Source organism: Pseudomonas sp. PK-RTE-24 (genome assembly GCF_054052265.1).
Genome location: NZ_CM133224.1, coordinates 179,110 through 206,067, shown reverse-complemented (window position 1 = coordinate 206,067; position 26,958 = coordinate 179,110). Strand labels below are relative to the sequence as shown.

The 26,958-nt window shown below is 60.1% G+C and carries 22 protein-coding genes and 2 tRNA genes; 5 read left to right on the top strand and 19 right to left on the bottom strand.

Annotated features, from left to right (window positions below; genetic code table 11):
• Positions 1-8: 8 nt before the first annotated feature.
• Together ACV8MC_RS00965 and rimO are read right to left on the bottom strand one after the other, a co-directional pair.
• Positions 9-482 carry a GNAT family N-acetyltransferase gene (locus ACV8MC_RS00965; RefSeq protein ID WP_095180524.1) on the bottom strand — a complete coding sequence of 158 codons (474 nt, stop codon included), beginning with the start codon at positions 480-482 and terminating at the stop codon, positions 9-11.
• 435 nt (positions 483-917) lie between these two features.
• Positions 918-2,255, bottom strand: coding sequence for a 30S ribosomal protein S12 methylthiotransferase RimO (rimO, locus tag ACV8MC_RS00960; RefSeq protein WP_024011887.1), 1,338 nt, complete (start codon positions 2,253-2,255; stop codon positions 918-920).
• Between the two features lie 349 nt (positions 2,256-2,604).
• On the opposite strand from rimO, the gene ACV8MC_RS00955 reads away from it, so the two are divergent.
• Positions 2,605-4,446, top strand: coding sequence for a potassium transporter Kup (locus tag ACV8MC_RS00955; protein WP_370695135.1), 1,842 nt, complete (start codon positions 2,605-2,607; stop codon positions 4,444-4,446).
• Positions 4,447-4,644: 198 nt separating this feature from the next.
• On the opposite strand, the gene ACV8MC_RS00950 is transcribed toward ACV8MC_RS00955, so the two are convergent.
• The 5 genes from ACV8MC_RS00950 to ACV8MC_RS00930 form a co-directional block, all read right to left on the bottom strand.
• Positions 4,645-4,959: a DUF3077 domain-containing protein gene (locus tag ACV8MC_RS00950; RefSeq protein ID WP_252877593.1), complete on the bottom strand. Its 315-nt coding sequence runs from the start codon at positions 4,957-4,959 to the stop codon at positions 4,645-4,647.
• 718 nt (positions 4,960-5,677) lie between these two features.
• Positions 5,678-6,973 (bottom strand): virulence factor family protein, encoded by a 1,296-nt coding sequence (locus ACV8MC_RS00945; RefSeq protein WP_353188725.1) that lies wholly within the window; start codon positions 6,971-6,973, stop codon positions 5,678-5,680.
• Positions 6,973-9,612: a bifunctional lysylphosphatidylglycerol flippase/synthetase MprF gene (gene mprF / locus ACV8MC_RS00940; protein ID WP_236168035.1), complete on the bottom strand. Its 2,640-nt coding sequence runs from the start codon at positions 9,610-9,612 to the stop codon at positions 6,973-6,975. Before mprF ends, ACV8MC_RS00945 begins: the two co-directional genes overlap by 1 nt.
• Before the next feature lie 279 nt (positions 9,613-9,891).
• Positions 9,892-9,968 (bottom strand) — tRNA-Met (locus ACV8MC_RS00935).
• Positions 9,969-10,185: 217 nt separating this feature from the next.
• A tRNA-Met gene (locus tag ACV8MC_RS00930) sits at positions 10,186-10,262 on the bottom strand.
• Between the two features lie 279 nt (positions 10,263-10,541).
• Here ACV8MC_RS00930 and dinB point away from each other — a divergent pair.
• Positions 10,542-11,603 carry a DNA polymerase IV gene (gene dinB, locus ACV8MC_RS00925; RefSeq protein ID WP_252877596.1) on the top strand — a complete coding sequence of 354 codons (1,062 nt, stop codon included), beginning with the start codon at positions 10,542-10,544 and terminating at the stop codon, positions 11,601-11,603.
• Positions 11,604-11,729: 126 nt separating this feature from the next.
• Here dinB and ACV8MC_RS00920 read toward each other — a convergent pair whose 3' ends face one another.
• From ACV8MC_RS00920 to ACV8MC_RS00905, 4 genes are all read right to left on the bottom strand, one after another.
• A complete protein-coding gene (locus ACV8MC_RS00920; RefSeq protein ID WP_056783330.1) occupies positions 11,730-12,683 on the bottom strand; it encodes a hypothetical protein in 954 nt (317 codons plus the stop codon).
• A 17-nt stretch (positions 12,684-12,700) separates the two neighbouring features.
• On the bottom strand, positions 12,701-14,416 hold the full coding sequence (locus ACV8MC_RS00915; RefSeq protein ID WP_041478071.1) for a proline--tRNA ligase: 1,716 nt from the start codon (positions 14,414-14,416) through the stop codon (positions 12,701-12,703).
• Between the two features lie 129 nt (positions 14,417-14,545).
• Complete coding sequence (locus ACV8MC_RS00910; protein ID WP_076566230.1) at positions 14,546-16,105, bottom strand: AmpG family muropeptide MFS transporter; 1,560 nt, start codon at positions 16,103-16,105, stop codon at positions 14,546-14,548.
• A 43-nt stretch (positions 16,106-16,148) separates the two neighbouring features.
• Positions 16,149-16,502 carry an MGMT family protein gene (locus ACV8MC_RS00905; protein ID WP_095180530.1) on the bottom strand — a complete coding sequence of 118 codons (354 nt, stop codon included), beginning with the start codon at positions 16,500-16,502 and terminating at the stop codon, positions 16,149-16,151.
• Positions 16,503-16,667: 165 nt separating this feature from the next.
• Here ACV8MC_RS00905 and ACV8MC_RS00900 point away from each other — a divergent pair, with 165 nt between their 5' ends.
• Positions 16,668-17,675: a DUF481 domain-containing protein gene (locus ACV8MC_RS00900; protein ID WP_041478069.1), complete on the top strand. Its 1,008-nt coding sequence runs from the start codon at positions 16,668-16,670 to the stop codon at positions 17,673-17,675.
• Between the two features lie 119 nt (positions 17,676-17,794).
• Here ACV8MC_RS00900 and ACV8MC_RS00895 read toward each other — a convergent pair whose 3' ends face one another.
• Positions 17,795-18,004 (bottom strand): cold-shock protein, encoded by a 210-nt coding sequence (locus ACV8MC_RS00895; protein ID WP_002554837.1) that lies wholly within the window; start codon positions 18,002-18,004, stop codon positions 17,795-17,797.
• Positions 18,005-18,359: 355 nt separating this feature from the next.
• On the opposite strand from ACV8MC_RS00895, the gene dcd reads away from it, so the two are divergent.
• Both dcd and ACV8MC_RS00885 read left to right on the top strand, forming a co-directional pair.
• Complete coding sequence (gene dcd, locus ACV8MC_RS00890; RefSeq protein WP_007940589.1) at positions 18,360-18,926, top strand: dCTP deaminase; 567 nt, start codon at positions 18,360-18,362, stop codon at positions 18,924-18,926.
• A 107-nt stretch (positions 18,927-19,033) separates the two neighbouring features.
• Entirely contained in the window at positions 19,034-19,243 is a 210-nt protein-coding gene (locus tag ACV8MC_RS00885) for a hypothetical protein (protein ID WP_016771389.1), read from the top strand.
• A gap of 44 nt (positions 19,244-19,287) precedes the next feature.
• Here the strand turns inward: ACV8MC_RS00885 and pdeM are convergent, their stop codons facing one another.
• The 7 genes from pdeM to ACV8MC_RS00850 all read right to left on the bottom strand — a co-directional run bounded on the left by pdeM (position 19,288) and on the right by ACV8MC_RS00850 (position 26,818).
• Positions 19,288-19,941 (bottom strand): ligase-associated DNA damage response endonuclease PdeM, encoded by a 654-nt coding sequence (pdeM, locus tag ACV8MC_RS00880; RefSeq protein WP_016771388.1) that lies wholly within the window; start codon positions 19,939-19,941, stop codon positions 19,288-19,290.
• Positions 19,938-22,427 carry a ligase-associated DNA damage response DEXH box helicase gene (locus ACV8MC_RS00875; protein ID WP_236168031.1) on the bottom strand — a complete coding sequence of 830 codons (2,490 nt, stop codon included), beginning with the start codon at positions 22,425-22,427 and terminating at the stop codon, positions 19,938-19,940. Before ACV8MC_RS00875 ends, pdeM begins: the two co-directional genes overlap by 4 nt.
• Before the next feature lie 193 nt (positions 22,428-22,620).
• Positions 22,621-23,385 (bottom strand): ABC transporter ATP-binding protein, encoded by a 765-nt coding sequence (locus tag ACV8MC_RS00870; protein ID WP_056783337.1) that lies wholly within the window; start codon positions 23,383-23,385, stop codon positions 22,621-22,623.
• Positions 23,386-23,397: 12 nt separating this feature from the next.
• Positions 23,398-24,516: a succinylglutamate desuccinylase/aspartoacylase family protein gene (locus tag ACV8MC_RS00865; protein ID WP_457264172.1), complete on the bottom strand. Its 1,119-nt coding sequence runs from the start codon at positions 24,514-24,516 to the stop codon at positions 23,398-23,400.
• A gap of 27 nt (positions 24,517-24,543) precedes the next feature.
• Positions 24,544-25,254 carry an ABC transporter permease gene (locus ACV8MC_RS00860; protein WP_130912856.1) on the bottom strand — a complete coding sequence of 237 codons (711 nt, stop codon included), beginning with the start codon at positions 25,252-25,254 and terminating at the stop codon, positions 24,544-24,546.
• Entirely contained in the window at positions 25,251-25,979 is a 729-nt protein-coding gene (locus ACV8MC_RS00855; RefSeq protein ID WP_016771383.1) for an ABC transporter permease, read from the bottom strand. The genes ACV8MC_RS00860 and ACV8MC_RS00855 overlap by 4 nt, the downstream gene beginning before the upstream one ends.
• Positions 25,980-26,035: 56 nt before the next feature.
• Entirely contained in the window at positions 26,036-26,818 is a 783-nt protein-coding gene (locus ACV8MC_RS00850; protein ID WP_041478063.1) for a transporter substrate-binding domain-containing protein, read from the bottom strand.
• Between the last annotated feature and the right edge of the window lie 140 nt (positions 26,819-26,958).

Sequence of the window (26,958 nt, the reverse complement as noted above, 5' to 3'; positions counted from 1 at the left end):
AGGTTGTGTCAGGCATGGTTCGCGCGCTGTTGGGACTGCCGCAAGCGCATATGCAGTAGCGGATACGGCTGGCCCATGCCATCGACCTCGGAGCGGCCGATCACCTCGAAGCCCTGTTTCTCGTAAAAGCCCAAGGCTTGCGGATTCTGTTCGTTGACGTCGAGTTCATCGGCATTGAGCCGTTCGATCGCATAGCGGAGCAATTGCTTGCCCAGTCCCTGACCACGATGGTCGGGATCGATGAACAGCATTTCAATCTTGCCCGCCGCGACACCGGCAAACCCGGTGATGCGCTGCTGGCGGTCCTTGGTGCAGATCAGCATTACCGCGTCGAGATAGCGGGTGAGCACCAGATTGCGCAGCAGCTCGATATAGCTGTCCGGCAGGAACCGATGAGTTGCACGGACCGAGGCCTCCCAGACCCGGGTCAGTTCTTCGTAATCGCTGATTTTCGGTGTGTGGATGACCGAATGCTGACGCATGTGCGTGTGCCTCTTGTGCGGTTCAAGGGAGTCCGTCCCCCGCTAAACGATAGCCGCAAAAAAGCCCCGTATCTCGGAAAAGAGCGGGGCTTTTTGGATTTGTTGCGGTGTCTGGCTGGCTATTTCTGTCGCCAGCAAGATTTCTCCCCCTCACCCCAACCCTCTCCCCCAGAGGGGGCGAGGGGGAAGGGAGCTGATCTTCGTGCTGTTCAAAGCCTGAGTTCGACTCGATATTTCAAGTCGCCGTCATTCTGAAGAGCACCTCGATCAGTCCCTTCTCCCCCAGAGAGGGCGAGGGGGAAGGGAGCTGAACTTCGTGCTTTTCAAACCTGAGTTCGACCGGATAGCTCAGGTCGATGTACCTAGAAAGAACAACACGGTCAGCTCCCTCTCCCTCTGGGAGAGGGCTGGGGTGAGGGGCTTTTGATCTTCAGATCAGATCTGCTCAGCCCACAGATCATATTCGTCAGCGTCAGTCACCTTGCACCAGACCTTGTCGCCCGGCTTCAGGTTGCTGCCGTTATCAATAAACACGTTGCCATCGATTTCCGGGGCGTCGAAGAAGCAACGGCCGACCGCGCCTTGCTCGTCCACCTCATCCACCAGCACTTCAATCTCACGACCAATGCGCATCTGCAGACGTGCCGAGCTGATCGCCTGCTGGTGCGCCATGAAGCGTTCCCAACGGTCTTGCTTGACGTCGTCCGGGACCACTTCCAGATCCAGATCGTTGGCCGGTGCGCCATCCACCGGCGAGTACTGGAAGCAGCCGACGCGGTCGAGCTGGGCTTCGGTCAGCCAGTTGAGCAGGTACTGGAAGTCTTCTTCGGTTTCGCCCGGGAAGCCGACGATGAAGGTCGAACGGATGATCAGGTCCGGGCAGATTTCGCGCCAGTTCTTGATGCGCGCCAGGGTCTTGTCTTCGAACGCCGGACGTTTCATCGACTTCAGTACTTTCGGGCTGGCGTGCTGGAACGGGATATCCAGGTACGGCAGGATCTTGCCGGCGGCCATCAGCGGGATCAGCTCGTCGACGTGCGGGTACGGGTAAACGTAGTGCAGGCGGACCCAGACGCCCAGCGTGCTCAGTGCTTCGCAAAGCTCGGTCATGCGGGTTTTCACCGGCGCGCCGTTCCAGAAGCCGGTGCGGTATTTCACGTCGACGCCGTAGGCGCTGGTGTCTTGCGAGATCACCAGCAGCTCTTTGACGCCGGATTTGACCAGGCGCTGAGCCTCGTCGAGCACATCACCGACCGGACGGCTGACCAGTTTGCCGCGCATCGACGGGATGATGCAGAACGAGCAGCTGTGGTTGCAGCCTTCGGAAATCTTCAGGTACGCGTAGTGGCGCGGGGTCAGTTTGATGCCTTGCGGCGGCACCAGGTCGATCAGCGGGTTGTGATCCTGACGCGGCGGCACCACTTCGTGCACGGCGTTGACCACTTGCTCGTACTGCTGCGGGCCGGTCACGGCCAGCACGCTCGGGTGTACGTCGCGGATGTTGCCTTCTTCCACGCCCATGCAGCCGGTAACGATGACCTTGCCGTTTTCCTTGATCGCTTCGCCGATCACTTCCAGCGACTCGGCCTTGGCCGAATCGATGAAACCGCAGGTGTTGACCACCACGACGTCGGCGTCCTGATAGGTGGACACCACGTCATAGCCTTCCATGCGCAGCTGGGTCAGGATGCGCTCGGAGTCGACCAGTGCTTTCGGGCAACCCAGAGATACAAAGCCAACCTTTGGATTGGCCGGCGCAGGAGTGGTGGACATGTCTAACCTCGGTGTTTTGTGACGTCGCTTGCTTGGTGCGCAAGCCGACGGATGGGCGCTTAGGGCGCGCCTCTGATCAAAAAGTGCGCAATTCTAGCGGCGGGCAACGCACTTGACCAGCTTTATACGGGGAAATACGACGAGTGCTGCGCTATGCTTCGCGCCGTTGAGCTTTACCGATTTCGTGCAGTCAATCATTGGTCTGTAACAACAGGTAAAACAGCGCATGCTGCAACTCAAAGCATAGTGCTTCCATCAAAGAAGCCGGTATCGAGATCAGGAGTGTTGGATGGGTCAGGCAAGTAGTCATGCGGCGGGCGCCGAGGGTTCGGCAAGCAGACCGCTGAGCATGCTGGTCGCGGCGGTCGGGGTGGTTTATGGCGACATCGGCACGAGCCCGTTGTACACCCTCAAGGAAGTGTTTTCCGGCGGTTACGGCGTGCCGGTCAATCACGACGGTGTGCTGGGCATTCTGTCGTTGATCTTCTGGTCGCTGATCTGGGTTGTCTCGATCAAGTACATGATGTTCGTCCTGCGCGCCGACAACCAGGGCGAGGGCGGCATCATGGCCCTGACCGCACTGGCTCGGCGGGCAGCGGCGGGGCGCAAGCGCCTGCGCACGCTGTTGGTGGTGTGCGGGCTGATCGGCGCAGCGCTGTTCTATGGCGACAGCATGATCACCCCGGCCATTTCGGTGCTGTCGGCGATCGAAGGCCTTGGCCTGGCGTTTGACGGCATTGATCACTGGGTGGTGCCGCTGTCGCTGGTGGTGCTGGTCGCGCTGTTTCTGATCCAGCGCCACGGTACCGCGCGGATCGGTATTCTGTTCGGGCCGATCATGGTTACCTGGTTCCTCGTCCTCGGCGCGCTCGGTGTGTACGGCATCAGCCACACGCCGGAAGTGCTGCATGCGCTTAACCCGATGTGGGCGGTGAATTTTTTCGTCGTGCACCCAGGCATGGGCGTAGCGATCCTCGGCGCGGTAGTGCTGGCGCTGACCGGCGCGGAAGCGCTGTACGCCGACATGGGCCACTTCGGTCGCAAGCCGATCGCCCGCGCCTGGTTTCTGCTGGTGCTGCCGGCCCTGGTGCTCAACTACTTCGGCCAGGGCGCATTGCTGCTGGAAAACCCGGAAGCCGCGCGCAACCCGTTCTATCTGCTGGCGCCGAGCTGGGCGCTGATTCCGCTGGTCGGCCTGTCGACCCTGGCCACGGTGATCGCTTCGCAAGCGGTGATTTCCGGCGCGTTCTCCCTGACCCGTCAGGCGATCCAGCTCGGTTACATCCCGCGCATGTACATCCAGCACACCTCCAGCGACGAACAAGGCCAGATCTACATCGGCGCGGTGAACTGGGCGCTGATGGTCGGCGTGGTGCTGTTGGTGCTGGGCTTCGAATCCTCCGGTGCACTGGCCTCGGCCTACGGCGTCGCAGTGACCGGCACTATGCTGATGACCACCATTCTGGTGTCGGCGGTCATGCTGCTGCTGTGGAAATGGCCACCGATCCTTGCGGTGCCGGTGTTGATCGGCTTCCTGTTGGTGGATGGTCTGTATTTCGCTGCCAACGTACCGAAGATCGTCCAGGGCGGCGCTTTCCCGGTGATCGCCGGTATCGCGCTGTTCGTGCTGATGACCACCTGGAAGCGCGGCAAACAGCTGCTGGTCGAACGCCTCGACGAAGGCGCGCTGCCGCTGCCGATCTTCATCAGCAGCATCCGCGTGCAACCGCCGCATCGGGTGCAAGGCACCGCGGTGTTCCTCACCGCACGCTCCGACGCCGTGCCCCATGCCTTGTTGCACAACCTGCTGCATAACCAGGTGTTGCATGAGCAAGTGGTGTTGCTGACGGTGGTCTACGAAGACATCCCGCGCGTACCGCCATCGCGGCGTTTTGAAGTGGAAGCGCACGGTGAAGGCTTCTTCCGGGTGATCCTGCACTTCGGCTTCACCGACGAGCCCGACGTGCCGCAGGCGTTGAAGCTGTGTCATCTGGATGATCTGGACTTCAGTCCGATGCGTACCACCTACTTCCTCAGCCGCGAGACGGTGATTGCTTCGAAGCTGGAAGGCATGGCGCGTTGGCGTGAGGCGTTGTTTGCGTTCATGTTGAAGAATGCCAATGGCAATTTGCGGTTCTTTAATTTGCCGTTGAACCGGGTGATTGAGTTGGGGACGCAGGTGGAGATGTAAGCCTGACCTCAACTGAAAAGCCCCTGTCAGCCTTGTGGTTGGCGGGGGCTTTTTTGTGCCTGTGCCCAATCCCTCAAACCACCGCTGATTCCCTGTGGGAGCGAGCCTGCTCGCGAAGGCGTAGTGTCAGTCGAAGCATGTGGTGGCTGAACCACCGCATTCGCGAGCAGGCTCGCTCCCACAGGGTATTGGGTTGAATCAAGAGGTGCGTTCAGACAGATCAGCTTCAGATTCAGTCTTCGTCCGCGCAGGTCGTGGGATCAGCGCTTGGATCACGTCATCAACCAAGGCTTTGCCCATCACGGTCAGGTAATGCGCGGCCCAGGCATGGCGGTCGGTGTCTCTGATGAAGGCGGCGTCTTCTGCGAAGGATTTGGCAAGGGACAGCAGGTCGGAGGATTGGGACAAGGCATTGATGATCGGGACGCCGGAGCGGACATTGAAGAACGCTTGATCCGAGTTGTAGAGGAAAGGAGTGAAGCCGATGGTTTTAAGATCAGATGGATTGCTCATTGTCAGTTCCCTTGATTTCGAGAGCTGCCGCATCCGATACCAAGCGAATGGGTGGCAGCTGTGCGCAGGTTGGTAAACCGGGGAACCAAGGAAACCGGCACGCTCGAAAGCGTCCCACACACAGCTGCCATAACACAGGGGCTCGGACGGGATTTCGCCTGAGTCGTGTCGGGTGCGCTGTTGCGCCTTATTCCACCGGGTTACCAAGCCCGATCGCTGAATGGGTCAGCGACGTCCGGAGAGTATCCCGTCGAAAAACAGCGCAATAGAGCGGCACAGCGGCCCAACAAGAGTTTCGGAGTTTGCCTACAAGGTCTGTGGGCGTCATCTGATATTGCGAGACCGGAAGTAAACGAAACTAAACGTTGCTGGCGATTTTGTGGGTATTTGTTCGGTAGATGAATGAGTGTGGAGTTGACGATTCGATAATGCCAATTAAGCAGGTGTCCACGTTTTATGGAATGTGGACATTTGGTGATTTTAGTTTCCTGAAGAGTCAAGAAATTTACGAGCCTTGCCACAAAACCGCTGAATCCAGCGCAATTCCCCTGTGGGAGCGAGCCTGCTCGCGAAGGCGTAGTGTCAGTCGCCGAATCTGTAAACTGACCCACCGCTTTCGCGAGCAGGCTCGCTCCCACAGGGATTTTGGTGGCTGTTGGGATGTAAAAAGCCCCCGCAACCGTGAAGTTGCGGGGGCTTTTTGTGGATGCGCTTCAGATCACTCTTCGGCGACCGAGTCCTTGCTCTGGCGCTTCTGAATCAAGTCCACCAAACGCTTGGCCAGCGCTGGATAGTTCTCATCGAAGTGATGCCCGCCGGGCAGTTTCACCGCTTCGCCGACAGCAGTCTTGTCGGTGCAGCCACTTTCATCGGTCTCTTCTTCGCCATAGATGCACACAACCTTGGCCGCTGGCAGCTTGGCCATTTCCGGGCCGGTCGCGGCTTCTTTGCCGGCGTTGCCCAGCCAGCCTTCGACTTCGATTTCGAAGCTGCCGGTGCGGGCGAAGGCGAGCAGGATGATCGCGTCGACGCGTTGCTGTTCGTTCTCTGGCAGGCGGTTGTAGATCGCCGGCAGGACGTCAGCGCCGAACGAATAACCGGTGAGGATGAAGCGTTTGGTGCCCCATTTCTGCCGGTAGTGCTGCATCAGTTCGGTGAGGTCGAGTGCGCTTTGCTCCGGGCTCTTGTGCTGCCAGTAGTAGCGCAGGGTGTCGATGCCGACCACCGGGTAGCCGATCTTGGCCATTTCGCCCGCCACGTCGCGGTCGAGGTCGCGCCAGCCGCCGTCGCCGGAGAGGAACAGGGTCACGGTGTCGTTGGCCTGACCGGCCGGCACTTCCACGACCGGGATCGCCAGGCCGCCGTTGGCCTTGTCGCCGCCGACGAGGATTTTGCGCAGTTCGTTGTTCAGCACTTGCGGCAGGTTGATGTCGTAGTCGCTGATGCTGGTTTCGGCGTTCGGCTGATCGCGCACGAAGCCCGCGCTGGCGTCGTCCGGGTTGTCGTTCCACGCCACCAGCCAGTGGCCGTGGGCGGCGGATTTCGGCAGCAGGTGAGTGCAGCCGGGTTTTTCCAGGGCCAGATCGACGGAGACGGCCTGGGCCTTGTCGTCTTTCTGTTCCGCCAGCCAGCGCCACGCCAGCACAGCGCCTGGGCCGATGCCGCTGACCAGAGTGGCCGGGCCATTCAGTTCACGCAGGCCCGATTGCAGGGCGCGGCTTTGCAGCAGGCAGTCCTTGGGCAGAATCACCTGGACGATCTGCGCCGAAGCGCTGCGGCTGAGGGTGGTCAGTTGTTTCTCGGAGAGCTTCTGGTCGTCGGTGACGGCCACCAGCACCTGAGCCTTCGGCTTGTTGCCGGGGATCACGCGGGTCATGGCGGTGCCATCGGCAGGTTTCAGTTGTTCGACGGTCGGTTCCGGTGCCGGACGTTTGAGGTACCAGTAACCGCCGCCGGCAATCACGGCCAGCACCAGCAGGGCGGCCAGGATGTACTTCAGGGAGCGTTGAATCATCAGCGTTTCACCAATCCAGTCAAGCCGCCCGCGATCAGGGCGGCAGTGTCGGCCAGTGCCACGAGCGGATCGAGTCCGGCGGGCACGGCCATATAACGGGGTTCCCAGTCAGGCTGGAACTTGTCTTTGAAACGGCGCAAGCCTTGGAAGTTGTACAGCTGCTCACCACGGCGGAAGACCATCGAGCCCAGGCGCTGGGTCAGTGGTGCGCCGCGCCGGGGTTGCAGCCCCGACAACGGCACCATGCCCAGGCTGAAGCGCGCGTATCCGTGACTCTTATAGTGTTGAATCAGGCCGACCATCATGAATTCCATGGTCAGCTTCGGCGCTTCCGGGTGCGCGCGCATCAGGTCGAGACTGGCCAGATCGTGGCTGTAGGTCTCGAGCAGATTGGCGAACGCCACCGGGCGGCCTTCGAAGCGAATCACCGCAATGCGGAAATGCTTCAGGTAATCGTCGCTGAAACGGCCGAGGGAGAAGCCTTTCTCGCGCACGTTCTTGCCGGTCAGCCAGGCATCGGAAATCACTTTCAGCTCGTCCATCGGCGCCTGGCCCGGCTCATGGATTTCCAGCGACAGACCATCGCGAGTGCCACGGTTCCAGGTGTAGCGCAGATCCTTCATCTCCTTGCCCTTGGCTTCCAGGTCGAAGCGTTGCAGATCGACCCTGGCTTCTTCGCCGAGCTTGATCGCTGTCAGGCCGATGTCCATGTAGTACGGCAGATTCTCCGCGCGCACCTGATAGAACACGGGGCGGGTGTGATGGATGTCGCAGAGATCGCGGAACTGCCAGATCATTTCCGCGCGTTGCTGGCTCGGCCCGATCGGGTCGTACAGCGCCACCAGACTGCGGCCACGGCGGGCGTACATCAGGAACGCCTCATCGTTGGGGTGAAACAGCAACGCCTTGTCACCGGTCAGCGCGAGGCCGCCGTCGGGTTGCGACGAGGCCATGAGGATTTTCGCCGCGCGATCCAGTTCGTCCGGCGTCGGCAAATGAATCACCGGGCGCGCCGTGCGCAGCAGCCAGGTCAGCGAGATGATCACCAGCAACACCGCCGCACCGAGCAGCGAGCGCAGACCGCGCGGCGCGTCAGCGTCGAGGGTGAACTGCCACCACAGCTGATGGCTGTAGGGTACGTCCTGATAGGCAAACAGCAGCAACCAGGCCGAAGCGCCCAGTACGCACAGGCTGGCGACCAGATACAGCGGCGAAAACGGCAGTTCGGTCAAACGGCTCGGACGGTAGAAGGAGCGGCGGAACACGCCGAGCAGCGCGGCCGTCAACGTCATCAGCGTGGCTTCTTCCCAGTCGAAGCCTTTGAGCAGCGAGAGCAGGGCGCCAACCAGCAGCAGAATGGTGGTCAGCATCCACGCCGCCGACAGGCGTCGACGCAGACCTTGGGCGAGCAACAGACAGAGGACGCCGATCAGGCTGGCGCCGAAGTGCGAGGCGTCGACCAGGCGATGCGGGATCAGAAAACCGATGTGCTCCAGGCGCGTGTCGATTTCCGGGGTCGCGCCGGAAAACAGCAGCACCACGCCAGACAGGAACACCAACACCGCCAGAACCGGCGCGGCCAGACCGGACGCCGCGCGCATGGTTTGGGATTGAAACAGGCGCTGGCCTTCGTTGATCAGCAGTAATACGCAGGCGACCAGCAGCGGCAGCACCACGTAGATCAGGCGATACAGCAGCAGTGCGGCTGCCAGCGGGGCGGCGCCGAGCTTGTCGGCAAACGCGGCGAGCAGAATCGCCTCGAACACGCCAACACCGCCCGGTACATGACTGAGTACACCGGCGGCCAGCGCCAGCAGATACACCAGCAGGAACGGCGCAAACGGCGGCGCTTCCGGCAGCAACAAGTAGAGAACGGTGGCGGCAGCCGCGACATCGAGGGCGGTGATCACCAGTTGCAGAAAGGTCAGACGCCGACCCGGCAGGCGCAGGGTGCGCCGCCCGGCACGGACCAGCAGATTGTCGGGGTAGGGTTGTTCCGGCAGGCGACGACGATAGATGCCGATCGCCAGCACCGTACCAAGGATCAATACGGCAGCGGCGACCGAGCCCAGCAAGATTTCGGACAGCCCCAGCGCTTGCGAGGCGGCGGGCAGGTTGCTCAGGGTGGCCAGCGCTGCCAGTGGCGGCAAGGCGCAGCCCAGCGAGAGGCTGGCAAATAGCGTCATGTGCGCAACTTCCGACGCACCGACGCCCAGTCGCGCATATAAACGATAACGAACCGAGCCGCCGGACAGCAGCGACAGGCCGATCGCATTGCCAATCGCAAATGCGGTGAAGCCGCCGAGCGCGAGCGTGCGCGGCGGCAGTTTCACGCCAGCGTAGCGGCTGGCCGACCATTCATAGCCGAGCAGAATGATGAAACCGACCACGGTCGCACCGATGGCGCCGAGCAGGGCCGGTTTCGGCACGTCGAGAATCGAGTCATGCAACGCATAGAGATCGAGCTCGGCGAGCAGATGGCGGCAGGCAATCAGGGCAATGGCAAACAGCAGCAACGTGACGGCCAGACCGATCGGCTGACGGTATTTGCTTAATCGATCCAGCCAGCGCAAACGCTCGGGTTTGATCGGTTGTTCTGCTGTAACGGTGTCTTGTGGATCAGACGAGTTGGCGCGCATCAATCACCTCTTGGATTGTGCGCGACAGGATGGAGGTATCCAGCCAAGTTACCAATCCCTGTAGAAAAAAATAATCACAAAATACTACGCCTCTCGTCGGGCATCGGCGAGGGCAGTTCCTGGATTGCAGAAACCCTGTCTGCGACTCAAGCATAGTCGCAAGTCAGTGGTTCTGATGATCCCCAGCGGTTCACTGCACAGTGACAGATCATTGTTGCGAAAGGACTTTTTCAACAGATACAAAAAAGGCCACTCTTTCGAGTAGCCTTTTTTGATGTTTGGTTGCGGGAGCCGGATTTGAACCGACGACCTTCGGGTTATGAGCCCGACGAGCTACCAGACTGCTCCATCCCGCGTCTGTGTGGCGGCATTCTACAGGCGAACGACGAGGTGTCAACCGCTAATCCTGGAATGGGCCAAATAACTGCGAAATCGCGGCGAACGGTCGCAGGTAATGCGTAAGTTTCGGAAATGCAACAAATTGCCGTTTCGCTGGCGATTGAGCAGGGCGCGCGTTTGCAAAACAGACGCGCACAAAAAAGGCCACTCTTTCGAGTAGCCTTTTCTGATGTTTGGTTGCGGGAGCCGGATTTGAACCGACGACCTTCGGGTTATGAGCCCGACGAGCTACCAGACTGCTCCATCCCGCGTCTGTGTGGCGGCATTCTACAGAGGTTCGCGAGCGTGTCAACCGTAGATCCGGATAAATCTGTTGAGGTTCAAGCGCTTAGCGTATTTTCGCGGCGGGAGGCCGGCGCGCAGGGCAAGTGGCGCAAGGCTTTCAGCTCTATTGCGCGCGGATCTTTGATTGAAAAAATAAATTCATCGGAAATCTCCTACGGTCGGAAAAGAACATTCAACCACTGGTGCTATATACAGGTACCAATGAGATACTGCCGCTCCGGCTTGCCACGTTGTCTTTTTCCGACATGACCCAGCGAAAAATCATCCACGTCGACTGTGACTGTTTCTATGCCGCCATCGAGATGCGCGATGACCCGCGTCTGGCCGGCAAGCCACTGGCGGTGGGTGGTTCAGCGGATCGACGCGGGGTGATCGCCACCTGCAACTATGAAGCGCGCGCCTATGGTGTGCGCTCGGCCATGGCTTCCGGGCATGCATTAAAGCTGTGTCCGGACCTGACCATCGTCAAGCCGCGCATGGACGCTTATCGCGAAGCTTCGAAAGAAATTCATACGATCTTTGCCGACTACACCGATCTGATCGAGCCGCTGTCGCTGGACGAGGCCTATCTGGATGTGTCCGACAGCGCGCATTTCGGCGGCAGCGCCACGCGCATCGCCCAAGACATTCGCCGCCGGGTCTCCAACCAATTGCACATCACCGTTTCCGCAGGCGTTGCGCCAAACAAATTTCTGGCGAAGATCGCCAGCGACTGGAAAAAACCCAACGGTTTGTTCGTGATCACCCCGGATCAGGTCGAGGAGTTCGTCAGTGGTCTGCCGGTGAGCAAGCTGCACGGCGTCGGCAAGGTCACCGCCGACAAGCTCGGCAAGCTCGGCATCGTTGACTGCCAGCATCTGCGCGAGTGGGGCAGGCTGGCGCTGGTGCGCGAATTCGGCAGTTTCGGCGAGCGCTTGTGGAATCTGGCCCGTGGAATCGATGACCGGCTGGTGCACAACGACAGCCGCCGTCAGTCGATCAGCGTGGAAAACACCTACGACGTTGATCTGCCGGACTTGCGCAGCTGCCTGGACAAATTGCCCGAGCTGCTCGATACCCTGAAAACCCGCATGGCGCGGATCGACAGCAGTTATCGACCGGGCAAGCCGTTCGTCAAAGTCAAATTTCATGATTTCACCCAGACCACGCTGGAGCAGGCCGGGGCAGGGCGGGACCTTGGCAGTTACCAGTTGATGCTGACGCAGGCGTTCAACCGCGGCGGCAAGCCGGTGCGGCTGTTGGGGGTGGGAGTGAGGCTGGAGGATTTGCGCGGCGGGTTTGAGCAGATGGAGTTGTTTGAGCGGTAGATTTGCGGCGTATTCAGATAGTCATCGCGGGCAAGCCCGCTCCCACATTGATCGATGGTGAAACACATATTGTGTGAACACCCATAAACCCTGTGGGAGCGGGCTTGCCCGCGATGCATTTAGCTTTTAATTCGGTCCCGGATCAGCCACTAAACGCCCGGCATCCTTGGCCAAAGACTTGAGAAACTCAGCCTGCAACTCCGGATCGTTGCGCGTCAGTTCGATCAGGCTCTGTTCCAGCTCACTGGCTTCTTCTTCCAGACCCAGCTCCGACAGGCGTTTGACCCGGTGTACCCACTGGCTCACCTCGTCATCTTCCAGATCGTCATAAATCAGCCCGTGCGCCTCAATCAACTTGCCGCGCAGGTGGCCGCTGAGCATCAGGGTCGAGTCGGAATGCACATCGTCCTTGGCGTCTTCGACACTGATCTGCAAGCGGCCGACATGGTTGAGGTCATGTTCGGCGAAAGGGCTATCGAGCAGATTCAAGCGCAGCACACCGTTGCGATCAGTGGTCATGTCGAACGTCTGCTTGCCGGCCTTGACCTGCACCGGTCGTTCGCTCCACGGCAGGCTCGAATACTCCGTGCGCTTGTCGCGCTGGACTTCGTCGATGCCCGCGAGGTTTTGCTGCGCGCGACCATTGGACTGCACGTTCATGAACGGGTTGAGCCCGGCGAAACCGTAGCTCAGCCAATCCCGGGTGACGCTATCCGGCAGGTTACCGAGGGCAAACACGTTGACCACGTTGGCACCGACACCACCGACCACGGCCACCGCGCCCAGCGGAATCTCGTAGACTTCGCGCCAGGGTTGGTAAGGCGTGTAGCGGTCGTAGCGACGGGTGACCTCGAACTCGGTGACTTCGAAAGTCTTCTGCTCGTTTATCTTCACGCGTCGCTGCGGCAGCTCGAGCACCTTGGGCTCGCCGACATCGATCTGCAGGCTGTGATCGAGCAACTTTCGCTCGACCCGCTCTTCGTGCTCGCTGCGTTGTGACATGTGATTGGCGCAGCCGCTGACCAGCAGGGCGCCGCACAGGGCGGCGCCACCGAGGCCTAAGGTGTTTCGCTTGAACATGACGTCTCTATCTGGTTTCAGCGGCGGATACGGGCCTGAAGGAAGGACACAACATCGGCCACCGGCAGTGCTTGCGCCTCTGCTTCGGAACGACTCTTGTATTCCAGGTTGCCTTCGGCGAGGCCGCGGTCGCTGACCACGATCCGGTGTGGAATGCCGATCAGCTCCATGTCCGCGAACTTGATGCCCGGGCTGGTTTTCTTGTCGCGATCGTCCAGCAGCACTTCGAAGCCGGCCGCCGTCAGTTCGGCATAGAGCTTGTCGGTGGCTTCGCGCACCTGTTCGGTTTCATAGCGCAGCGGTACCAGCGCGATCTGGAATGGCGCCAGGGTGTCGCTCCAGATAATGCCGTTGGCGTCGTTGTTCTGCTCGATGGCAGCGGCGACCACGCGGGAAACGCCAATGCCGTAGCAACCCATTTCCAGAGTCACCGGCTTGCCGTTTTCGCCCAGCACTTCGCACTTCATCGCCTTGCTGTACTTGTTGCCCAGCTGGAAGATGTGTCCGACTTCGATGCCGCGCTTGATTTCCAGCGTGCCTTTGCCGTCCGGGCTTGGGTCGCCGGCGACGACGTTGCGCAGGTCGGCAACGGTCGGAACCGGTAGATCACGCTCCCAGTTAACGCCGAAATAGTGCTTGTCGTCGATGTTCGCGCCAATGCCGAAGTCGCTCATCATCGCCACCGAGCGGTCGATGATGATCGGCAGCGGCAGGTTCAGCGGGCCGAGCGAGCCGGCGCCGGCGCCAATCGCGTCACGCAGTTCGGCATCGGAGGCCATCACCAGCGGGCTGGCCACGCCAGGCTGGTTGGCAGCCTTGATTTCGTTCAGTTCGTGGTCGCCACGAATCACCAGCGCGATCAGCTTGCCTTCTTCTTCGGCATGGACGATCAGGGTCTTGATGGTCTTTTCAATCGGCAGATTGAATTTTTCCACCAGGGCGGCGATGGTTTTCGTGTCCGGTGTGTCGACCAGACGCAGCTCTTCGGTTGGCGCAGGGCGCGAGGTTTCCCGTGGCACCGCTTCGGCTTTTTCGATGTTCGCCGCGTAGTCGGAGCCGTTGCTGAAGACGATATCGTCTTCGCCGGACTCGGCCAGCACGTGGAATTCGTGGGAACCGGCACCACCGATCGAACCGTTGTCGGCTTCTACCGGGCGGAATTTCAGGCCCAGACGCGTGAAGATGTTGCAGTAGGCTTCATGCATGCGGTCGTAGGTGACCTGCAGCGACGCCTGATCAGCGTGGAAGGAGTAGGCGTCCTTCATGATGAATTCGCGGCCGCGCATCAAACCGAAGCGTGGGCGGATTTCGTCACGGAATTTGGTCTGGATCTGGTACAGGTTGATTGGCAGCTGTTTGTAGCTGCTCAACTCGTTGCGCATCAGATCGGTGATCACTTCTTCGTGGGTCGGGCCCGCGCAGAAATCACGACCATGGCGGTCTTTGATGCGCAGCAGCTCAGGGCCGTATTCTTCCCAGCGCCCCGATTCCTGCCACAGCTCGGCCGGTTGGGTGCTCGGCATCAACACTTCCAGAGAACCGGCAGCGTTCATCTCTTCGCGAACGATGGCTTCGACCTTGCGCATGACTCGCAGGCCCATCGGCAGCCAGGTGTACAGGCCCGAGGCAAGCTTGCGGATCATGCCGGCGCGCAGCATCAGCTGGTGGCTGATCACGACCGCGTCGGAAGGCGTTTCTTTCTGTGTGGCGAGCAAAAATTGACTGGTGCGCATGGTTGGCCGTTGTCGGTTGCTATGACTGGAAATGACGGAGCAGTGTACCGGCGAGTTTTGCTGACGTACAGAAGTGTGGCCGGCGGAAGGCGCCAGCGGCGGGATTCCTCCCGCCATTGGCGAAGCGTCCTACGATTCTTCGGTGACGGGCGTCGGTGCAGGCTCGGGCGTCGGTGTTTGTCCTTCGCGGCGGCGCTCCTGGAACCAGTGCAGCGCGATCAGTAGCAGCGTCGGTACGCCGAGCAGGGCGGTAATGAGGAAGAAGCTGTGATAACCGAACTTCTCGACCAGCACGCCGGAATAGCCGCCCATCAGGCGCGGCAGCAGCAACATGATCGAGCTGAGCAGGGCATATTGCGTAGCGGAAAACTTCAGGTTGGTCAGGCTCGACAGGTAGGCAACGAACGCCGATGTCGCCAGGCCCGAGCTGAAGTTGTCGAGGGAAATGGTCACCACCAGCATCTGCAGGTTCGGGCCCATGTCCGCGAGCATGACGAACAGCAGGTTGGTCGCTGCCGAAGACACACCACCGATAAACAGAATCGGCAGAATGCCGAAACGCACGATCAACAGGCCACCCATGCCGGCGCCGACGAGGGTCATGATCAGGCCGAAAATCTTGCTGACACTGGCGATCTGATCCTTGGTGAAACCCTGGTCGATGTAGAACACGTTGGCCATCACGCCCATTACCGTGTCGGACATCCGGTAAGTGGCGATCAGGCCCAGCAGCAACAGCGCCTGCCAGCGATAACGCAGGATGAAGTCATTGATCGGCGTCAGTACCGGAGCCAGTCCGCGCCGGCCCATGGCCGACAGACACAAACCGGTGAGCAATATGTAGAGGATGGCGCGCAGAAAGGCGCGGTCTTCAAGCAGCAGGTCGAGCGGGCTCATGTCACCGAACAGCACGCCGGCGAAATCGGTGTTGTATAGCTGGGTGAACATCGCCGGTACGGAAACCAGCAGCACGATCAGCACGAACACCGACATCAATTGATGCATGAACGTGTAGCGCCCGGCCTGCAACTGCGTGCGCAGCGGCACCGGTGGTTCACGCATGAACAGCGTGGTCAGCAGCGCGGGCACCATCAATGCGCCGAACAGCACATAGGTGCCGGTCCAAGCTGCGTGCTTATAGTTGAAACCGGTGGAGCCGAAACCTTCGGCGAAGAACAGCGCGCCGGCGGTGGCCAGCAGGGCGGCGACGCGGTAACCGGACATGTAGCTGGCGGCGAGAGCGGCCTGGCGGCTGTCATCGGCGATTTCCAGGCGATAGGCGTCGACCGCGATATCTTGCGTGGCGGAGGCGAAGGCAACCACGACAGCAATGGCGATCAGCCAGGACAAATGCTTCTGCGGATCACAGAAACCCATGCCGATCAGCCCGAGAATCACCAGTGCCTGGGAGAGCACCAGCCAGGAACGGCGGCGGCCGAGTTTGCCCAGCAAGGGCAGGCGCCATTGGTCGAGCAGCGGCGACCAGACCCATTTGAACGCGTACGCCAGGCCGATCAGGCTGGCATAGCCAATGGTTTCACGGGCCACGCCTGCTTCACGCAGCCATACGGAGAGCGTCGAGAACACCAGCATGTACGGCAGGCCGGCGGCAAAACCGAGCAACAACAGCACGAGCGTCGAAGGACTGGCATAGGCGGCGAGCGCGGCGCGCCAGGTTTTACGGGGCATGGGCTGAAGTCTGCCTCAAAATTGCGAAAACAAAGCGCGCACTCTAACCGCTGTGCTCTACCGGACGCCAGCCATGGCGCCGAATATCCACACGATTGTTCTGGACGGTGATGCCTTCCATGCGCAATCGCGCACGTTGTTCATCACCGGAGGGGCTGCCGACCGGCAGGCTGATGCGCCCGCCGGCGCCGATTACGCGGTGCCAGGGCAGCCTGGTGTCGCCGGGCAACTGGCTCAAAGTCCGCCCAACCCAGCGCGCGGCGCGGCCCAGCCCGGCAAGTTCGGCCAACTGGCCATAACTGACGACTTTGCCTTCAGGCACTTGCGCGAGTGTTGAGTAGAGTGCCGTGCGTCGGATTTGCGCATCGTTTTCGACGCTGTCGAGCGGGTCTTTCACGTACGCGGCTCCTGAGCATTGGCGTGATGATGGCGACAAGGGTAATCGCTCGTGGCGCAGTTGAGAAATGAACTCAATTGAAATAGTCCGGTCAGTCCTTGTCATGGGCAAAATCCTACGGATAATGCCGACCCTTTTCGCCAACTCTGAGCCCCCGATCTGCTTATGTTCCCCAGAACCCTGTTGTGCCTTGCTGTTTTCAGCGCGTCCACGCCCCTGCTTGCCGACACCGTCTGGTTGAAAAACGGCGACAAGCTGAGTGGCACTATCACGGTTTTCGACGGCGGCAAGCTGTTGATCCAGACCAAATACGCCGGCGCAGTGGCGATTGACTGGAAAGAGGTCAAGACCCTCGACAGCGATCAGCACCTGTTGGTGAAGCAGGACGCCTATGCCGGCGAAGTGTCGAAGTCGCTCACCGCGGCCGACGATGGCAAGGTCACCCTGGCTAACGGCGAGGCGCCGAAGACTGTCGAATTGGCGAGCATTCAGCAGATCCTCAAGCCCAAGCCGATCGTCACCGACCTGGTATGGAAGGGTAACGTCGATCTGGCGCTGGACTATCAGCGCGCCGAAAAGGACACCGACGATTACGACGTAGCCTTCAAGACTTCGGCTCGCCATGGTCGCTGGCGCCATACCGGCGAGGGCGAGTACAACCGCGAAGTGCAGGATACGGAAACCACCACCAACAACTGGCGCGCCGAATATTCCCTCGACCGCTTCCTTACCGATCAGTGGTTCTGGCAAGGGCGCATCAACTACAAGCGTGATCACATCGAAGAGCTGGCGCGTCAGCGTGTGGTCGGTACCGGTCCGGGTTACCAGTTCTGGGACGATGAGCTGGGTGCGTTCTCGCTGGGCTCGTTGCTCAACCGCACCGACTATGAATACCGCGATGGCAGCAAGGACAACTTCTACTCCGTCGCGATGAAGTGGGACTACAACCGCTACCTGATCGGCAAGAAGGTCGAGTTCTTCACCAATGGCGAAGTCGGCAAGCCGCTGTCGGGTGTTGCCGATTACGCACTGGATGCCGAGCTGGGCCTGCGCTACAAGGTCACCGACTGGGCCTCCCTCAACCTCAAGGCCGAGCGCGACATCATCAGTGGCACCAACGATGCGGATCTGAACAAGACCCGTTATACCGCAGGGTTTGGCGTCGCCTGGTAAGGGCAGAAACAAAAAAATCGCGACCTCAAGGGTCGCGATTTTTTTTGCCAGCGCAAAACAGGCGCCCACAAAAAAGCCCCGCTTTTAAGGGCGGGGCTCTTTTCTAAAGAAGCTACAAGTTAGATAACTTGTACTTCTTCAGCTTGCATGCCTTTCTGACCGCGGGTAGCGATGAAAGAAACCTGTTGGCCTTCTTTCAGGCTTTTGAAGCCGTCGGATTGGATAGCTTTGAAGTGAACGAACAGGTCGTCACCGGATTGTGGAGTGATGAAGCCGAAGCCTTTTTCATCGTTGAACCACTTAACGGTACCGGTTTGGCGATTAGACATGGTGTAACTCCTTGAACAAAGATAACTGCGACTCAGGAAGAACCCTGGCCGAGACTGAGTGCAAAGAGCAGGAAAAATTCTTGTAGATGGTTGGATCGAAATTCAACATATCGTGTAGAGATTCTCAGTGACACAAGCAACACAGTGACGCCACCTTAACCCTTTTTCCGGAACGTGCCAATGTTTCTTGCAAAGGATTCTGTGTTTTAGGGATCGGCGGTGCGACGGTTCGTCGCCACATCGCGTAAATACGGGGTGTTCGCCGAGAATTGCGTTGCGCACTTTGAACGAGACGACGCGCCCGGTAAGATGCCGGACAGAATTTTTCCACCTCGCTATTCAGGACAAACCCGCCATGAGCATCAAATCGGACAAGTGGATTCGCCGCATGGCGCAGGAACACGGCATGATCGAACCGTTCGTCGAGCGCCAGATGCGCGGTAGCGACGACAGCCGGGTTATTTCCTACGGCGTGTCGAGCTACGGCTACGACGTACGTTGCACCAACCACTTCAAGGTGTTCACCAACATCAACTCGGCCATTGTTGACCCGAAGAACTTCGACGCCGGCAGCTTCGTCGACATCCACAGCGACGTCTGCATCATTCCGCCGAACTCCTTCGCCCTGGCCAGCACCGTCGAGTACTTCCGCATTCCGCGCAACGTGCTGACCATCTGCCTGGGTAAAAGCACCTACGCGCGCTGCGGCATCATCGTCAACGTCACTCCGCTCGAGCCTGAGTGGGAAGGTCATGTGACGCTGGAATTTTCCAACACCACCAACCTGCCGGCGAAAATCTACGCCAACGAAGGCGTGGCGCAGATGCTCTTCCTCGAATCCGATGAAGAATGTGAAGTTTCCTACAAGGATCGTGGCGGCAAATATCAGGGCCAGCGTGGCGTAACCTTGCCGCGTACCTGATCGACCATCCGACGGATGTCGGGAATTCTTTGGCGGGCAGACACTCTATGGGGTGTACTGCCCGTTTTTGTTACACACAAATTCGGGCCTTCACTGAGGAGTGCCCTATGAAGATCGACCCGCGAATCAGCGCTGAACTGGCAAGGCTTGAGCCCAATCAGATAGGCGTTCTGGCCTGGTCGTTACTGGCGAATCCGTCTTTGAGCCTGTCCGGCGGCGTGCCCGGCCAGCCCGATCCCGATACTCCCAACGAACAACCGACCGAACCAGGCGAACCGACGCTGCCGGACGAGCCGCCTCCGGCGCCTGTCGCCTGACCCACTGTCCTGAATATGGCCCGTCAGTCTGATCGATTTGCGATCTAGCTGACGGGCCATATTTCGTTGTCGCCGATCACGAAGACTTTGCAACTGTCGTCGCGCTCGACCTGATAGCCGCCGGTAAACGCACCGAATGCCGGCATCAGGCTGATGCGCTCACCGAGTCTGAAACAAGCCAGGCGCAGACTCTGCCGACCTTTGCCATGCAGCCGATAGACCGGGTGCACGTGGCCGGCGAGCACGTGCCGTTCCGGATGCGCATCGGGCTCATGCTGCAAGGCAAACGGCCCGAGTAACAGCGGTTCTGGCACCACGCGGATATTCAACGATGCCGGCGGGTCGCCTGCGCGTTTGTCATGGTTGCCGCGAATCAGCGTCATCGGCAGGTCAGCGTGCCGTGCGCGCCACTCTGCCAGCGCATTCAGCGTGGTCGGGACATGTGAGCCAGGCCCATGCAGAAAATCCCCGAGGAAGATCAACTGGCGACACGGCAACCGCGCCAGCAACGCGTCGATTACCTCGATGTTGCTCGCTGTCGTGCCATGCGGCACCGGCTGGCCGAGGCTGCGATAGGCCGCCGCTTTACCGAAATGCACATCGGCGATCAGCAATGCTTCCTGCGCTGGCCAGTACAGGGCTTTCTCCGGCAGCAGCCATAACTCCTCACCGGCCAAACGCACTGGGTACGCACTCACGACGATTTCCCGTTATCAGCGGTTTTTTCCAGGTCACCAACCATTCTTCTGATCCTGTCAGCCAGTTTTTCCGAACTCATGCTCTCGCGCATCCGCTCCACCAGCAGCGGAAAGCCCAACGGTGTAGGACGTTTAACCTGATGCACGTCCAGTTTCATCTGATTGATGCGCTCCAGTGTCTGTTCCAGACGGCGAATATCCAGCTCTTCGCGTAGGACTTCTTCCCCAGCCTGGGCTAGCAGCAGGTTGTCGGCGTCATATTGTTTGAACACTTGGAAAAACAAGCCACTCGACGCCTGCACCTGGCGGGTGCTTTTTGGTGCGCCCGGATACCCGGCGAACACCAGCCCGGCGATCCGCGCGATTTCGCGGAAGCGGCGCAACGCCAGTTCACCGGCATTGAGACTGGCGAGCACGTCCAGCAACAAGTCATCGGCGTTGAACAGGTGAGCGTCGAGATGCGTGGCCCAATCCACCGGCGTGGCGCTGAGCAGTTCCAGGCCGTAATCATTCACGGCAATCGAGAAGGTCACCGGCTGGCGCTGACTGACGCGCCATGCCAACAGGCTCGCCAGTCCCAGATGCACTTGTCGCCCGGCGAACGGATAGAGAAAAAGATGCCAGCCTTCGCGGGATTTCAGCACCTCGGCGAGCAGATTTTCCGTGGTGGGCAAGCCGGACCAGCGTATCTGCGTCTCCAGCAGCGGCCGCAACGCGTGCATTTCCGGGCCGTTGAATTGACCTTGAGCAGCGGCGCTGAAGCGCGTGACCACCGCTTCGGCCAGTTCGTTGGATAATGGCATGCGTCCGCCATTCCAGCGCGGCACGGCAGCCTTTTTCGCGGTACTGCGTTTGACGTAGGCGGTCATGTTTTCCACCCGCACCAGTTCCAGCAAGCGGCCGGCGAAGAGGAAACCATCGCCTGGTTTCAGGCGCGCGATAAAACCTTCCTCGACGCTGCCCAGCTGTTTGCCGCCGCCGCCCTTGCTCCAGAATTTCAGGTTGATGCTCGCGTCGCTGACGATGGTGCCGATGCTCATGCGATGGCGCCGCGCCAGACGCGCATCCGGCACACGCCAGACGCCGTGTTCGTCCGGCTCGACCCGGCGGTAATCCGGATACGCTGTAAGAGACATCCCGCCATGGCGTACGAACGCCAGCGCCCAGGCCCAGTCTGCCGCTGTCAGGTCGCGATAGGCCCAGGCACCACGGACTTCTTCGTACAAGTCTTCAGGAATAAAGCCACCGCCAAGGGCCATGCTGACCAAATGCTGGACCAGCACATCCAGCGGCTTGTGCGGTGACAGGCGCGGCTCGATGCGCCGCTGTTCGACGGCGTCGCGTGCGGCAACCGCTTCGATCAGTTCCAGGCTGTGGGTCGGCACCAGCGTCACCCGCGAGGTGCGCCCCGGTGCGTGGCCGGAGCGCCCGGCACGTTGCATCAACCGCGCAACGCCTTTCGCCGAGCCGATTTGCAGTACGCGTTCGACCGGGAGGAAATCCACACCCAAGTCCAGGCTCGAGGTGCACACCACCGCTTTCAACTGGCCATTCTTTAATGCCTGCTCGACCCAGTCGCGGGTATCGCGTGACAGTGAGCTGTGGTGCAGCGCGATCAACCCGGCCCAGTCCGGCCGCGCTTCCAGCAGCGCCTGATACCAGATCTCCGATTGCGCACGGGTGTTGGTGAACACCAGGCTGCTGGCACAGGCGTCAAGTTCGGCCACCACCTGCGGCAGCATCTTCAGACCGATGTGGCCGGCCCAGGGAAAACGCTCGATGGCCGGTGGCAGCAGGGTGTCGACTTGCAGGGTTTTTTCGCTTTTGCCTTGGACACTGACGCCGCCGCCCTGTGGGATCAGCACTTGCTCGGCGTGGGATTGATTACCGAGGGTGGCGGATACCCCCCAGACAATCAGTTCCGGCTGCCAATGACGCAGGCGGGCGAGGGCCAGTTGCAATTGCACGCCGCGTTTGTTGCCGAGCAATTCGTGCCATTCATCCACGACGATCATGCGCAGGCTCGACAACGCGGTGCGCGCATCGGCGCGGGCTAGTAGCAGAGTGAGGCTTTCCGGGGTGGTGATCAGCGTCGTTGGCAAACGCCGGCCCTGACGCGCGCGTTCGCTGCTGCTGGTATCGCCGGTGCGCAGGCCGATGCTCCACGGAATCTGCAATTCATCGACCGGGCTTTGTAAAGCGCGGGCGGTATCGGCGGCGAGGGCGCGCATCGGCGTGATCCACAGCACCGTCAGCGGTTCGGCCGGCGCTTTGCGTTTGCGCGGTGTAGCCACGGGCGGTTGCAGGCGGGCGAAGCGGTTGAGCGCAGCAAACCATACCGCATAAGTTTTGCCGGCGCCGGTGCTGGCGTGGAGCAACCCGGATTCGCCGTTTTTCACCGCCGCCCACACCTGTTTCTGAAAGGCGAACGGCTTCCAGTCGCGGGCGCTGAACCAGGTTTTTGCAAAGTCGGGGGATTTCGCCATGCCGGCTGCGTGCGCTCTGGAGGTGTTGTTTCAGAGACAGCGAAGCGGGGGGACAAGTTTAACTTTGTCGGTCGGTGGATTCCCCCGTGGGAGCGAGCCTGCTCGCGAATGCGATGTCACCTTCAACATTGATGTTGACTGATAAACCGCTTTCGCGAGCAGGCTCGCTCCCACAAAGGGTTGAGTGCCAACCTTATTTAAGATTGCCGCTCAGGAATTGCTTCAGGCGTTCGCTTTTCGGGTTGCCCAGCACTTCTTCGGGCGCACCTTCTTCTTCCACCAGACCCTGATGCAGAAACAGCACCTGATTCGACACCTTGCGCGCAAAACTCATTTCGTGGGTGACCATGATCATCGTCCGGCCTTCCTCGGCCAGGCCCTGAATCACTTTCAGCACTTCGCCGACCAGTTCCGGGTCGAGTGCCGAGGTCGGTTCGTCGAACAGCATCACTTCCGGTTCCATCGCCAGTGCCCGGGCGATCGCCACGCGTTGTTGCTGGCCGCCGGACAGAAACGCCGGGTATTGATCGGCGACCCGCGCCGGCAAGCCGACTTTGTCCAGATAACGTCGGGCGCGATCCTCGGCTTCCTGTTTGCTGCAACCCAGCACCCGGCGCGGGGCCATGGTGATGTTTTCCAGCACGGTCATGTGGCTCCACAGGTTGAAATGCTGGAACACCATCGCCAGCCGCGTGCGCAGGCGTTGCAGTTCATCGGCGTCGGCAACGTGCATGCCGTGGCGGTCGGTGACCATGCGGATCGCCTGGCCATCAAGGCTCATGGCGCCGTCATTGGGTTGTTCAAGGAAATTGATGCAGCGCAAAAAGGTGCTTTTGCCCGAGCCGCTGGCGCCGATCAGGCTGATCACGTCGCCGGTTTTGGCCTTGAGCGAAACGCCTTTGAGCACCTGATGATCGCCATAGCTTTTGTGCAGGCCTTCAACGGTCAGTTTGTACATGGACGAGCATCCTCAAGGCGAAAGTAGGTAGCCGCTGCGATAGGCCTGGGCGCCCGCGACGTGGGCGATGACCATGCCGGCAGTGGCCATGCGCCGCAGCGAGCGCGCATACAGCAGGCCGGCGGCGGTGCAATGAATGGGGGTGACCTTGTCGTGGACCGGGTCGATGATTTCTGCGATCTGCTGGCCGGCTTCCAGGTATTGGCCGGGCGTGGCGCAGTACACCAGCAGGCCGCCGACTGGTGTGGTCACTGGTTCGACCCCGGCCAGCGGCGTGGCAGGGTACGGCAGTGGCGGTTGCGGCTTGGTCTCGCCGACGATGGCATCGAACTGGATCAGATAGTCGATCAGCGCCTGACAATCGCGGCTGGCCAGCGGGTGATTGACGTCGCCCTGGCCGCGCAATTCGACGGTCACCGAGAAGCTGCCCAGCGGAATCTCGAACTGCTCACCGAAGCGCTCGCGCAGTTGCCACCAGAGCAGGGTGAAGCACTCGTCGAACGATTGCCCGCCGGAATCGGTAGCGAGCAGACTGGCCTGGGCTTCGATATAGCGCGCCAGCGGCTCGACCTGCGGCCAGGCTTCGGGCGTGGTGTACAGGTGCACCACCGATTCGAAGTCGCAGTGCAAGTCCAGCACCATGTCGGCATCGCAGGCCAGGCGTTGCAGGGTCAGACGCTGGGATTGCAGTTGTGTGGTCGGCTTCTGACGGTCGAGGGCGTTGCGCAGGCTGGCGCGGATCAGTTCGAGGTTGTGCTGCGCGTCGTCGTTGAGTTGGCCTTCTATGGCGTTGCCGATTTCTTCGCTGAGGTCGACGAACCAGCGATTGAAGTTCTGCCCGCTCTCCAGGTCGTAACGGCCCAGCGGCACGTCCATCAGCACTTGTTCGAGGCCGACCGGGTTGGCCACCGGCACCAGGACGATTTCGCTGCGCAGGCGGCCGGCAGCTTCCAGTTCGGCCAGACGCTGTTTCAGGTGCCAGGCGACCAGCATGCCCGGCAGTTCGTCAGCGTGCAGCGACGCCTGGATGTAAACCTTGCCCTTGGCCTGCGGTGGGCCGAAGTGGAAGCTGTGAATCTGCCGTGCGGTCCCCGGCAGCGGGGCCAGCAAGTCATGGATCTGGTGGCGCATTGTTATCTCTTTATTTTCAAACCGGTGCTAGTGAGTCGGCCCGAGGAAGGCCAGCCAGCGGCGTTCGGCGAGGCGGAACAGACCGACCAGCGCAAAAGTAATGGTCAGGTAGATCAGCGCGGCAATGCCGAATGACTGGAAGGTCAGGAAGGTCGCCGAGTTGGCATCCCGCGCGACTTTCAGGATATCGGGAATGGTCGCGGTGAACGCCACGGTGGTCGAGTGCAGCATCAGGATCACTTCGTTGCTGTAGTAGGGCAACGAACGGCGCAATGCCGACGGCATGATCACGTAGGCATACAGCTTCCAGCCGGTCAGGCCATAAGCCTTGGCCGCTTCGACTTCGCCATGGTTCATGCTGCGAATCGCCCCGGCAAAAATCTCCGTGGTGTACGCGCAGGTATTGAGAGCGAAGGCGAGGATCGTGCAGTTCATCGCGTCGCGAAAGAAGCTGTCGAGGATCGGCTGCTCGCGCACGGCGGCGAGGCTGTAGATGCCGGTGTAGCAGATCAGCAACTGGATATACAGCGGCGTGCCCCGGAACAGGTAGGTGTAGAACTGCACCGGCCAACGGACGTAGAAGTGCGGCGAGACGCGGGCAATCGACAGCGGAATCGAGACGACGAAGCCGATGCAGATCGACGCGGTCAGCAGCCACATCGTCATCGCCAGCCCGGTGATGTTCTGGCCGTCGGTATAAAGGAAGGCGCGCCAATATTCCTGGAGAAGTTCGATCATCGTACGGCCTCCCGGGCACCGGCGGCGTAGCGGCGTTCGAGCCAGCGCAGGATGAAGTTCGAAGCACTGGTGATCAGCAGATAGATCAATGCGGCAAGGACCAGAAAGTAGAACAGTTGATAAGTGCTTTTACCGGCGTCCTGCGCTGCCTTGACCAGATCGGCGAGGCCAATGATCGACACCAGCGCGGTGGCCTTGAGCATGACCATCCAGTTGTTACCGATGCCCGGCAACGCGAAGCGCATCATTTGCGGAAACACCACGAAGCGAAAACGCTGGCCACGTTTGAGGCCATACGCGGTGGCGGCTTCGACCTGACCACGCGGCACCGCGAGGATGGCGCCACGGAAGGTCTCGGTGAAATACGCGCCATAAATGAAGCCCAGCGTCAGCACGCCGGCGCTGAACGGGTCGATTTCAATATATTCCCATTCCATATAGTCGGTCAGCGACGTCAGCCAGGTTTGCAGGCTGTAGAAGATCAACAGCATCAGCACGAGATCCGGCACGCCGCGAATCAGCGTGGTGTAGAGCTGCGCGGGCAGGCGCACCAGTTTGACTTTCGACAGTTTGGCACTGGCGCCGAGCAGGCCGAGCAACACGGCCACCAGCAGCGACATCGCCGATAATTTGATGGTCATCCAGGTGCCTTGCAGCAGCAACGGGCCGAAGCCCTGCAGACTGAACGAGGCCAGCCCCAGATTTTGCAGGAGGGTTTCAAACATAAATCAGCAACCTGAGCGGATGGAAAAGGCGCCCATCGAGGATGGGCGCCGGGGCATTATTTGCCGCTGTACAGATTCAGGTCACCAAAGTGTTTCTTTTGAATCTCGGCGTATTTGCCGTCGTCGTGTAACGCTTTGATACCTTTATCCAAAAGTGCTTTCAGCTCAGTGTTACCTTTCTTGATACCGACAGCGGTTTTGGCTGGCAGCAATTCGCTGTCGACCGGCTGGCTGATTTCATAATCAGCGCCTTTTGGCGACTTCAGAAAGCCCAGTTCGGCTTGCAGCATGTCCTGGATACCGGCGTCGAGACGACCGGAGGTCAGGTCGGAATACACCTGATCCTGGTTCTGATAGGCCTGGGTTTTCACGCCAGCCTTGTCCAGCACGGCTTTGGCGTAGGCTTCCTGAATAGTGCCTTGCTCGTAACCGACGGTTTTGCCCTTGAGCGAAGTGACGTCGGCGGTGATGCCGGAGCCTTTCTTGAACACGTAAGCGGTCGGGCCGGAAAACAGTTCGCTGGAGAAGTCGATGACCTTCTCGCGCGCCGGAGTCACGGTCATCGACGAGATCACGCCATCGAACTTGTTGGCCTTGAGGCCCGGAATCATGCCGTCGAAATCGCTTTCGACCCATTTGCACTTGACCTTCAGTTCGGCGCAGATCGCGTTGCCCAGATCGATATCGAACCCGACCAGGCTGCCATCGGCCGCTTTCGACTCGAACGGTGCGTACGAAGGGTCAACGCCAAAGCGCAGCTCTTTGTATTCCTTGGCCAGCGCGGAGCCGGCGGCCATGCACAACGCCAGTGCAGAAAGGGTCAGCAATGCTTTTTTCATTATTCAATCCCTAAGAACCAATATGAGCGCTTGTGGCGCAGAATTATTGTTACTGCAACGCTTACGACCTATAGAAAGTAGCAATTTCCGAACCAGAGTGCCGAACAGGTGTTTTAAAAGGTTGAGCGGAGAGAGGCAAG